Source organism: Microvirga lenta, from assembly GCF_020532555.1.
Taxonomy (GTDB): Bacteria; Pseudomonadota; Alphaproteobacteria; order Rhizobiales; family Beijerinckiaceae; genus Microvirga; species Microvirga lenta.
In genome coordinates this window covers 95,260-105,675 of sequence record NZ_JAJBBR010000013.1, presented here as the reverse complement: position 1 = coordinate 105,675, position 10,416 = coordinate 95,260, and the positions used below count along the sequence as shown (strand labels likewise).

Genomic DNA, 10,416 nt, shown 5'->3' with positions numbered 1-10,416 from the left:
TTCGTTTCGTGGCACGGTGTTTAGCTCAAGACCAACGAGAGCGGGAGCGCAACGACATTTCCTTCCACTGTCAAAGCGCAACAATTTTACCCGGATTCATGATGTTGTGCGGGTCGATGGCCCGTTTCAAGACGCGCATGAGCCCGAGAGCGGCCGGTCCGTGCTCGATTTCGAGATATTTCATCTTCTTTTGACCCACGCCATGCTCGCCCGTGCAGGTGCCCTCCATGGCCAGGGCGCGCTTCACCAGCCGGTCGACGAAGGCCTCGCAGGCAGCGACCTCCGCCGGGTCGTCGATGTTCACGAGCGGCTGAACATGGAAATTGCCGTCGCCTACATGTCCGACAATCGGCGCGATCAGGCCATTTTCCACAATGTCGCGCTTCGTTTCGTCCACGCACTCCGCGAGCCGGGAGATCGGCACGCACACATCGGTCGCGATCGACTGGGCTCCTGGCCGGAGACCCTTGGCCGCCCAGTAGGCATCGTGACGGGCCTGCCAGAGCTTCGACCGCTCCTCGGGCTTGGTGGCCCACTCGAACGGTCCGCCGCCGAACTCGGCGGCAATCTCGCCGAAGCGCTCGGCCTGCTCCTGAACGCCGGCATCGGTGCCGTGGAACTCCAGGAGAAGAAGGGGGCTGTCCGGCAGGGCCAGCTTGGCATGAAGGTTGACCGCCCGCACCTGGACCTCGTCCAGAAGCTCGATCCGGGCCATCGGAATGCCCGACTGGATCGTCATGATCACCGCATCGCAGGCCGCCTTGACCGACGGGAACGGGCAGATGCCCGCCGATATCGCCTCCGGAATGCCGTGAAGCTTCAGGGTGATCTCGGTGACGACCCCGAGCGTCCCCTCCGATCCGATGAGGAGGCGGGTCAGGTCATAGCCTGCCGAGCTCTTCCTGGCCCGGCTCGACGTCTTCACGATCTCGCCGTCCGGCAGCACGACCGTAAGGGCGAGGACCGCGTCCTTCATCGTCCCGTAGCGAACCGCGTTGGTGCCGGAAGCCCGTGTGGCGACCATGCCGCCGATGGAAGCATCGGCGCCGGGATCGATGGGGAAGAACAGGCCCTTGTCGCGCAGGTGCTCGTTGAGCTCCTTGCGGGTCACGCCCGCCTCGACCACGCAGTCCAGGTCCTCCTCATGGACGGCGATGATGTTCTTCATCAGGCTCATGTCGATGGAGACGCCGCCGTAGGGGGCGTTGATATGGCCTTCGAGGGACGTGCCCGTGCCGAACGGGATGACCGGAACCTCGCGCGCGGCGCACAGTTTCACGATTTCCGACACCTCCTCCGTCGTTCGCGGATACACCACGATGTCCGGCGGCTGGTTCTTCACCCAGGTGAGCGAGTGCCCGTGCTGCTCGCGCACCGCGGCGGAGACGACGAAACGGTCGCCGAAGCGGCTGAAGAGCTCTTCCGAGAGGGAGGCGATGACGGCCTCCGAGGGGGTCGAACGGAGGGATGTGCGGGGAGCGTTCATGAAGCTTTCAGGTCAAAATGATGTTCCTGATGCCATACGTAGCAAAAGGATTGCAAAGGCGACACTCCGCATGAAAAACTTGGATCACCCCCCATGCATGATCTTTTGAAGCGTGCTAACGTTTCCTTTGGGCAAGGAGCGGGTAATCTTGTGATCGTCAACAGGCTTGAGCGCTGACCATGGAGATGCGTGTCCCGGTCTTCTTCTTTGCCCCGTTCGTCTCCTCGACGATGCGGGTGATCCCGGCTTGGATCGATTATAACGGGCACATGAACATGGCCTATTACCATGTGCTCTTCGACCGGGCGGTGGAGGAAGGCTTCGGCCTGGTCGGCCTGGGCCACGAATACCTCGAGGAACGCAAGGCTTCCTTCTTCGCGGCCGAAATCCACACGACCTACAAGCGCGAGCTCAAGGTCCATGACGACGTCCGCGTCACGCTCCAGCTCGTGGATTTCGACGAGAAGCGCATCCACTACTATCTGGAGATCCGCCACGCGGCCGAAGGGTGGGTCGCGGCGACCATGGAAGGGCTTTCCCTGCACATGGACATGGAGACCCGCAAGGTTTCCCCCTTCCCGGACGACATCGCGGCGAACCTAGCCGTCATGAAGGCGGCCCATGCGCGTCTGGCGAGGCCGGCCGCCCTCGGCCGGGTGATCGGGATCCCGGCCCGATCGGCCAACCAGCAACCGATGCTGGTCTCGGGCACGCGCCATTAGCAGCCGATCGAACCCGCAGGGCATGTCCCGATCCGCGCCGGAGGCGACGGGTTGGACAGGTTGTAGCGGCGGTCCAGGCTCTGCCGCAGCTGGTTGGTGTCGATCTGGATCTGCTCCTGCCTCCTGAGCTGGCGCCCCTCCTGCAGGATGGACCGGTTGATCTCCTCCGCCTGCCGCTCCGCCGGACTGGTGCGGGGCAGGCGCGACTGGGCCGCTGCCGGCACGGCGAAGCTCAGCAGAAGGGCGGCCGTCAGGATAGCGCGCATCCAAGTTTCCTTTCGAATTCTCTTGCCATCATATGGTTTGCGACGCCGATCCGTTCAACGAAGTTCCGCCCTGCGGCAAGCTCGCCGCCATTTACGGCCTCGACGCCGTTCGCCTTTTGATCCATGGTCGCGCCGATGAATCAGCCTGACACACGACCCGAGCCCCAGGACGACCTCGCGCACGAGCCCAGATCCGGCTCCCTGAGCGCCCGCGCCCGCGCGGCGGTCGCGCCCCAGTCCCCCTATCTCTCCGGCCTCAACCCGGAGCAGCGCGCCGCCGTGGAGGCCACGGAAGGGCCTGTCCTCGTGCTGGCCGGAGCCGGCACGGGCAAGACCCGCGTGCTCACCACCCGCATCGCCCACCTGATTGCGACCCAAAAGGCCTATCCCTCCCAGATCCTCGCCGTGACCTTCACCAACAAGGCCGCGCGGGAGATGCGCGAGCGCGTGGCGGCCGTGATCGGCGACATGGCCGAAGGGATGCAGTGGCTCGGCACCTTCCACTCCATCGGCACCAAGATCCTGCGCCGCCATGCGGAGCTGGTGGGCCTGCGCTCCGACTTCACGATCCTGGGAACGGACGATCAGCTTCGCCTGATGAAGCAGGTGATCGAGGCCGAGGGCATCGACGAGAAGCGCTGGCCCGCCCGGCAGCTCGCCTCCGTGATCGACGGCTGGAAGAACCGGGGCCTCGGCCCCCAGCAGATCCCGGCCGGAGAGGCCGGCGCCTTCGCCAATGGCCGGGGCGGCCGGCTCTATACCGCCTATCAGGACCGGCTGAAGGTCTTGAACGCCGTCGATTTCGGCGACCTCCTGCTCGAATGCCTGCGCCTGTGGCGCGAGCATCCGGACGTGCTGGAGCAGTACCAGAACCGCTTCCGCTACATGCTGGTGGACGAGTACCAGGACACCAACGTGGCCCAGTACCTCTGGCTGCGGCTCCTCGCCCAGGCGCGCAAGAACCTGTGCTGCGTCGGCGACGACGACCAGTCCATCTATGGCTGGCGCGGTGCGGAGGTCGACAACATCCTGCGCTTCGAGCACGATTTCCCCGGTGCGACCGTGATCCGCCTGGAACGCAACTACCGCTCGACCGCCCACATCCTGTCGGCCGCCTCGGTCCTCATTTCCAAGAACCAGGGCCGCCTCGGCAAGACCCTGCGCACCGAGGACGAGCCCGGCGAAAAGGTGACGATTACCGGCGCCTGGGACTCCGAGGACGAGGCCCGGCTGATCGGCGAGGAGATCGAGGCCCTCCACGCCAAGAAGCATTCCCTGTCCGAAATCGCGATCCTGGTGCGCATCTCGGCCCAGATGCGCGAAATCGAAGACCGGCTCGTCCAGCTCGGCGTTCCCTACCGGGTCATCGGCGGCCCGCGCTTCTACGAGCGGGCGGAAATCCGCGATGCCCTGGCCTATCTCCGCGTGGTCAACCAGCCCGCCGACGATCTCGCCTTCGAGCGCATCGTCAACGTGCCGAAGCGGGGCCTGGGCGACGCCACGATCCAGGTTCTGCACAACCACGCCCGTGCAGCCCGTGTGCCTTTGGTGGAAGCCGCGCGCTTCATCGTCGAGACCGACGAGCTGAAGCCGAAGCCCCGCGCCACGCTGCGGGACCTCCTCATCTCCTTCGGGCGCTGGTCGAAGCTCTCCGAGACCATGACCCAGTCGGAGGTGGCGCAGACCGTGCTGGAGGAATCCGGCTACACGGACATGTGGCAGAAGGACAAATCCGCCGATGCGGCCGGGCGTCTGGAAAACCTGAAGGAGCTGGTGCGCTCCATGGAGGATTTCCCGGACCTCCAGAGCTTCCTGGAGCACGTCTCCCTCGTGATGGAAGCCAACGAGAGCGACACCACCGAGCGCGTGAGCCTGATGACGCTCCATGCCGCCAAGGGCCTGGAATTCGACACCGTGTTCCTGCCCGGCTGGGAGGAAGGTCTGTTTCCCAACCAGCGCGCCCTCGACGAGAGCGGCCGCGCCGGTCTGGAGGAAGAGCGTCGCCTCGCCCATGTGGGCCTCACCCGCGCCAGAAAGCGGGCGAAGATCTACTTCGCGTCGAACCGGCGCATCCACGGCCTGTGGAACTCCACCGTCCCGAGCCGTTTCATCGACGATCTGCCCGAAGCGAATGTGGAGGTCGTCGAGGCCCCGGCGAACTTCTCCTATGGCGGCGGCTACGGCGGGGGCTCCCGCTTCGACCGCATGGCGCCCTTCAGCGGATCCTCCTATCAGACCCCCGGCTGGCAGCGCGCCCAGGCGCATCGCTCCGGCACCGGCGACGGCGGTTATTCCGCCCGCCGCAGCGGCGACCGGCGCGGGCCGATGATGATCGAAGGCGAACTGGTGGCGAAATCGACGGGCGCCGCTTCCGGCTTCAAGGTCGGCGGGCGCGTCCTGCATTCCAAGTTCGGCCCCGGCACCATCGAGGCCGTGGACGGCAACAAGCTCACCGTCGAGTTCGACAAGGCCGGACGGAAGATGGTGCTGGACAGCTTCGTCGAGTCAATGGACTGAGCTTTCGAAACAGGCCGTCTGAGACATCATCCAGAATGGAAAATGCCCGGCACTCGGCCGGGCATGACGACATCAGGGCGAATGCGCCCTGCTCGGGGATCACTCCGCCGCGGTCGGCGGAACGGGCGCCGGAGGCGTGCCGTAGGTCCGCGGATCGACCGGGTTCAGCATGCCCTCGTCCTCGGTATAGGCCGGCGGACGCTCCACATAGGTGAACGTGCCCTTGCCGTCCGGAGACGGTCCCTTGGCCCAGCGGCCCTGCTGGCTCTCAGTACCCTCGGAATGGTTGAGGAATTGATAGGCGACTTCGGACTTCTCGAGATGCTGCGGGAAGTTCGAGGGCACCGGGGTCATTTCGAGACCGTCCTCCTCCAGTTCACGGATCGCCGCGAGCCACTGGTTCTGGTGCATGGTGTCGCGAGCGATCAGGAAGGCCAGCATGTCGCGCACGCCGGGGTCCTGAGTCATGTTGTAGAGGCGGCAGACCTGGAGCCGGCCCTGGCTTTCCGCCGTGACGTTGAACCGGAAGTCGGCGAGCAGGTTGCCGCTCGCGATCGTGAAGCCGGCCGTCCAGAAGTTGCCGACGCTGTCGGTCGGCCGGGAGCCGGATCCGGCAACGATCACATGCTGCGGGTTCATGCCCGCGACGATCGCATCCTCGACCCGGGCGCCGCCCATGACGGCGCCGATCACGGAGTTCTTCGCCATGTCTTCCTGCTGCTCGACCGGGGAGGTCTCGAGCAGACGCGCGATCATCGTCGCAAGCATCTCCACATGCCCGATCTCCTCCGTCCCGATATCCATGATCATGTCTTTGTACTTCTCGGGACCGCGGCAGTTCCAGCCCTGGAAGAGATAGGTCATCATGACGCTCATCTCGCCCCACTGGCCGCCGAGCACTTCCTGAAGCTGCTTGGCAAAGATCGGATCGGGCCTTTCAGGCTTGGCGTGATACTGCAATTGTCGCTGACGGAAGAACATTGTCTTCTCCTGTGATGTGTCGGAGGGTGAGACTCCCAGCCCTGCAAGAGTCCCGATTTCAACAAGAGCGACTCGCCGTTGTTCCCAAAATGGGCTGAGTTTCCTGTAGTTTAGATTTGTTCTGAGCTGCAGGTTCTGCCGCATTACCGCCGTTCGTCAGCTTCGACCCACCCTCTCCGGAGGGGCAGCCGCACAAGCAGGCAAAATCACTCTTGCAGGGACGCAAACGGCTCTAGCCACCCGCCCGCAACTGTGGAACGATCCTGCTTCGTCGACGAGATCGGAAGAGGTACTCATGTTCCCCCTGTCCCACATGCTGAGATCCTTCGTGCGGACCGGTACGCTGAAAGTCATCGATGCCGATGGCGGGGTGCATCTCTTCGAAGGCGCTCCGGGCCCGAAGGTCACCATGCGCCTGACGGACCGTTCGCTCTATCGCAAGCTCTTCCTCAATCCTGAGCTCCATGCGGGCGAGGCCTACATGGACGGCCGCATGACCTTCGAGGACGGCTCGACGCTTCGGGACTTCCTGATGCTGTTCTCGGTCAACCGTTCGTCGCTGGCAAACTATCCGCTCCAGAACGTGCTCAAGCGGATCTCGCGCGGGGTGAAGCGCTTTCAGCAGGCGAACCCGGTCGGCAAGGCGCAGAAGAACGTGGCGCACCACTACGATCTCGGGAACGACTTCTACAAGCTCTTCCTCGACAAGGGGATGCAGTATTCCTGCGCCTACTTCCAGAGCGACGACGACACGCTCGAAGAGGCGCAGCAGAACAAGCTCCGGCTCATTGCCTCCAAGCTGCAGCTCAAGCCGGGCCTGAAGATCCTCGACATCGGCAGCGGCTGGGGCGATCTCGCGCTCTATCTCGCGGCGATGGAGGATGTCGACGTCACCGGCGTGACCCTTTCGAAGGAACAGCATGCGCTCGCCAACGAAAAGGCGCGGCGCGCCGGACTTTCGCACCGGGTGCGGTTCGAGCTGCAGGATTATCGCCACGTGGAGAGCCGCTTCGACCGCATCGTCTCGGTCGGCATGTTCGAGCATGTGGGCGTGCACCATTACGGCGAGTTCTTCGCCAAGATCAACGCGCTCCTCGACGACGACGGCCTCATGGTCCTGCACTCCATCGGCAAGATGAGCCCGCCCGGAACCGCGAGTCCGTGGCTTCGCAAGTATATCTTCCCGGGCGCCTATTCCCCTGCCCTGTCGGAGGTGTTTCCCGTCGTCGAACAGGCGCAGCTCTGGGTGACCGATCTCGAATTCCTTCGCCTTCACTATGCCAAGACGCTGAACCATTGGCATCGGCGCTTCGAGGCGAACCGCGAGAAGATCGCGCAGATGTACGACGAGCGCTTCTGCCGCATGTTCGAGTTCTACCTGATCAGCGCGGAATCCATGTTCCTCACCGGCAGTCAGCTCGTGTTCCACATGCAGCTCGCGCGCAGGCGCGATGCCGCGCCCATCGTGCGCGACTACATCACGGACCTGCAGCGCGAGTACAAGGCGAAGGAGCCCGAGCGCCTGAAGGTGCTGAAGGGGGCCGCCGAGGTGACGCCGGCCTGATCGTACCGGCGTCGAGCTCCGTGTCGGGCGGCAGGGCTCAGGTAATCGTCTCGTAGTCCTTGTTCTTCAAGCCATCATGCGAGTGACGCGTCGGGAGCGTGCCCTGCGGCTGCTTCTTGAAGTGCGAGGAGGCCTTGGCTCCCATCGGTCCCTTGGAGATGGTGATGCCGCCATCCACCTCGTACAGCGCACCGGTGATGAAGCTCGCCTCGTCCGACGCCAGGAAGCAGAAGACATTGGCGACCTCTTCCGGCGTGCCGCGCCGGCCCATGGGCGTCGCCTGCGTGATCATGGTTGCGAGCTCCGTATCCATGGGGCCCGTGGACTTGTGGGTCCAGGCCGTATCGATGGGTCCCGGGCACACGCAGTTGGCGCGCACGCCGTGGGCCGCCTGCTCACCGGCGATGCCCTGGATGAAGGAGTGGATGAAGGCCTTGGTGCCGCCATAGGGCGCGTTCTTCGGATGACCGATCATCCCGGCCTCGGAGCCGGTGGCGACGATGTTGCCGTAGGTCTTCTGGAGATGAGGCAGGGCGAACTTGGTCATGAGGAAAACCGAGCGAACGTTGGAGCGCAGGGTCTCGTCGAACTTGTCGATGGGGTAGTCCTGGGTCTCGGCCACCGCCAGGAACACGCCAGCATTGTTGACGAGGATGTCGATCCGCCCATAGGCGCTGAGGCAGGCCTCGACGGCCGCTTCGGCATGACGCTCCTCGGCGATGTCGCCCAGATACACTTCCGCATAGCCGCCGGCGCCGTTGATGAGCCGCGCCACGTCTTCCACCGGATCGTCGGGCAGGCCCACGAGAAGGAGGCGCGCGCCCTCCTTGGCGAATTTCAGCGCGATGGCCTCACCGATGCCGGTCCCGGCTCCGGTAACGATGGCGACTTTGTCGAAGAGACGGCCAGACATGTGGATTCCCCATGAGATGACCGCCTGCAGCAAAAAGCAGGCGGTTCAGGTCGGATGAATTCACAACGGGGCCTCCTCCGGACGGTTCCGGATCGCGATGGCTGCAACGTCCGGCATTAAGCACTCGGGGAGATTCCCGCACCGGATGGTGGGGCATCTGTTGACGTTTCCAAGGCAAAGTCGGAATCCGAACGACAGGAATAAAGAGGCCGCCGGAACGGCTTCGAACAGGGGCGCATCGTCATGAAGAGAATGGAGCATCTGTCGCTGCGCCGGCAGATCACGATTCTGGTCGGCGTCCTCTGCCTCGTGCTCGTCTGCTCCGCCGCCGCCGGGGCCGCCCTCATCGCCCACATGCGAACCAAGCAGCTTGTGATGGCCGATGCCGCCGACACCGCCGCCACCATGGCGGCCATGTTGGATCGTGACATGTTCGAACGCTTCCGGGAGGCGCAGAACGTCGCGCAGATGCAGCCTCTGCAGGACATCTGGACCGGCGACCCGGCCAGGATCCGCCAGGTCCTCAACCAGCTCCAATCCTCGTTTCCCGACTACGCCTGGATCGGCTACGCCACGCCCGACGGCACCGTCAGGGCCGCCACGCGGGGCATGCTGGAAGGGCAGTCCGTTCAGGCGAGACCCTGGTTCCAGGACGGCCTGAAGGCCCCCGCGGTCGGGGACGTGCACGAGGCCAAGCTTCTGGCCGGCCTGCTCGGTCCGGGTCCCAACAACGAGCCCTTCCGGTTCGTCGACGTCGCGGCTCCGGTCCGGGACCGTGACGGGACCGTGATCGGGGTGCTGGGCGCTCATCTGAGCTGGAGCTGGGCCGACGCGAGGCGCCGCGCCCTCCTGGCGCAGCCGGGCCGGACCGGCAACGACGCTCTTTGGGTGCTGGCCGAGGACGGAACGGTTCTGCTCGGGCCCGAGATCGGCGACAAGCCCTTTTCTGCGGAGCGGATCCAGGCCATGCGCCGGGAGCGCACGGGCGCCTTCGAGGACGAAACGGGCCCGGAACCGATCCTGACGGGCTTCGCGGTCGCATCCGGGCATCGGAGCTATCCGGGACTTGGCTGGATCGTGGTCTCGCGCCAGCCGGACGACGTGGCTTTCGCCGCCGCGAGAAGCATCGCATGGACGATTCTCGGGCTCGGGCTCGCGCTGGCGCTCGCGGGGCTGGTCTTCGCTCACTTCATTGCCCGCGGCGTGGCGCGCCCGCTGCAGATCATCACGGCCGCCGCGGACAGGATCGGCCGAGACCCCGATACCCTGGTGCTGCCTCGCATCGGCGGCTCGGCGGAGGTCATCCGCCTCTCGGCCGCGCTGCGTTCCCTCCTTCGCCGCGTCGGAAGCGCGGAGAAGCGGATCTCGGAGGTCTCCTCCCGCCACGAGAAGGACCTCACCGACCTTCGCCACCTTGCGGAGACGGACGCCTTGTCGGGCCTGCTCAACCGCCGCGGCTTCGACCTCCTGGCCGAAGACGCGTTCGATCAGTTCACGCGCTCGGGCCGGGGCTTTGCCGTTCTGCTGGTGGACATCGACCTCTTCAAATCGGTCAACGACACCTACGGGCATGTGGCCGGCGACGAGGTCATCAAGGTCATCGGAGCGACGCTCACCGCCGCTCTGCGCCCCACCGACAAGGTGGCCCGGTTCGGAGGCGAGGAATTCGTCATCCTGGTCCGGGATATCGGGCGCGGCGGCATCATGACGGTCGCACAGAAAATCCGCCGGGCCGTGGAGGCCGCATCGATCCGCCACCACGAGCACGCGATCTCCGTCACGGTGAGCGTGGGCGGCGCGATCTCCCAGGACGGCGACCGGGACGTGCAGGACGTGATCGAGCGCGCCGATACCGCCCTCTATTCGGCAAAAGCCGCCGGCCGGAACCGTGCGGTCATCGCCGGCCTGCAGCTGCAGCTCGCGACTTCCGCCGCGTGACCCAAAGCGGGCGTGACCTCCGGCGCGAC

The 10,416-nt window shown here is 65.1% G+C and carries 8 protein-coding genes; 4 read left to right on the top strand and 4 right to left on the bottom strand.

What is annotated here, in order from left to right; genetic code table 11:
- Positions 1–70: 70 nt before the first annotated feature.
- Entirely contained in the window at positions 71–1,486 is a 1,416-nt protein-coding gene (locus tag LGR44_RS18435; RefSeq protein WP_226742180.1) for an FAD-binding oxidoreductase, read from the bottom strand.
- A 179-nt stretch (positions 1,487–1,665) separates the two neighbouring features.
- On the opposite strand from LGR44_RS18435, the gene LGR44_RS18430 reads away from it, so the two are divergent.
- Positions 1,666–2,208, top strand: coding sequence for a thioesterase family protein (locus tag LGR44_RS18430; protein WP_226742179.1), 543 nt, complete (start codon positions 1,666–1,668; stop codon positions 2,206–2,208).
- Here LGR44_RS18430 and LGR44_RS18425 read toward each other — a convergent pair.
- Complete coding sequence (locus LGR44_RS18425) at positions 2,205–2,474, bottom strand: hypothetical protein (RefSeq protein WP_226742178.1); 270 nt, start codon at positions 2,472–2,474, stop codon at positions 2,205–2,207. The genes LGR44_RS18430 and LGR44_RS18425 overlap by 4 nt on opposite strands.
- Before the next feature lie 135 nt (positions 2,475–2,609).
- On the opposite strand from LGR44_RS18425, the gene LGR44_RS18420 reads away from it, so the two are divergent.
- A complete protein-coding gene (locus tag LGR44_RS18420) occupies positions 2,610–4,991 on the top strand; it encodes an ATP-dependent helicase (RefSeq protein WP_226742177.1) in 2,382 nt (793 codons plus the stop codon).
- A gap of 99 nt (positions 4,992–5,090) precedes the next feature.
- On the opposite strand, the gene LGR44_RS18415 is transcribed toward LGR44_RS18420, so the two are convergent.
- Positions 5,091–5,972 carry a manganese catalase family protein gene (locus tag LGR44_RS18415; RefSeq protein ID WP_226742176.1) on the bottom strand — a complete coding sequence of 294 codons (882 nt, stop codon included), beginning with the start codon at positions 5,970–5,972 and terminating at the stop codon, positions 5,091–5,093.
- Between the two features lie 295 nt (positions 5,973–6,267).
- Between LGR44_RS18415 and LGR44_RS18410 the strand changes: the two genes are divergently transcribed.
- Complete coding sequence (locus LGR44_RS18410) at positions 6,268–7,536, top strand: SAM-dependent methyltransferase (protein ID WP_226742175.1); 1,269 nt, start codon at positions 6,268–6,270, stop codon at positions 7,534–7,536.
- Positions 7,537–7,573: 37 nt separating this feature from the next.
- On the opposite strand, the gene LGR44_RS18405 is transcribed toward LGR44_RS18410, so the two are convergent.
- Complete coding sequence (locus LGR44_RS18405; protein WP_226742174.1) at positions 7,574–8,449, bottom strand: SDR family NAD(P)-dependent oxidoreductase; 876 nt, start codon at positions 8,447–8,449, stop codon at positions 7,574–7,576.
- A gap of 243 nt (positions 8,450–8,692) precedes the next feature.
- Between LGR44_RS18405 and LGR44_RS18400 the strand changes: the two genes are divergently transcribed.
- Entirely contained in the window at positions 8,693–10,387 is a 1,695-nt protein-coding gene (locus tag LGR44_RS18400) for a sensor domain-containing diguanylate cyclase (protein ID WP_226742173.1), read from the top strand.
- Positions 10,388–10,416 lie beyond the last annotated feature (29 nt).

What these genes read in the sequence shown, in the direction of transcription:
- LGR44_RS18410 (WP_226742175.1), top strand. Translation starts at nt 6,268, where the DNA reads ATGTTCCCCCTGTCCCACATGCTGAGATCCTTCGTGCGGACCGGTACG.
- LGR44_RS18415 (WP_226742176.1), bottom strand. Translation starts at nt 5,972, where the DNA reads ATGTTCTTCCGTCAGCGACAATTGCAGTATCACGCCAAGCCTGAAAGG.
- LGR44_RS18400 (WP_226742173.1), top strand. Translation starts at nt 8,693, where the DNA reads ATGAAGAGAATGGAGCATCTGTCGCTGCGCCGGCAGATCACGATTCTG.
- LGR44_RS18405 (WP_226742174.1), bottom strand. Translation starts at nt 8,449, where the DNA reads ATGTCTGGCCGTCTCTTCGACAAAGTCGCCATCGTTACCGGAGCCGGG.
- LGR44_RS18435 (WP_226742180.1), bottom strand. Translation starts at nt 1,486, where the DNA reads ATGAACGCTCCCCGCACATCCCTCCGTTCGACCCCCTCGGAGGCCGTC.
- LGR44_RS18420 (WP_226742177.1), top strand. Translation starts at nt 2,610, where the DNA reads ATGAATCAGCCTGACACACGACCCGAGCCCCAGGACGACCTCGCGCAC.
- LGR44_RS18430 (WP_226742179.1), top strand. Translation starts at nt 1,666, where the DNA reads ATGGAGATGCGTGTCCCGGTCTTCTTCTTTGCCCCGTTCGTCTCCTCG.
- LGR44_RS18425 (WP_226742178.1), bottom strand. Translation starts at nt 2,474, where the DNA reads ATGCGCGCTATCCTGACGGCCGCCCTTCTGCTGAGCTTCGCCGTGCCG.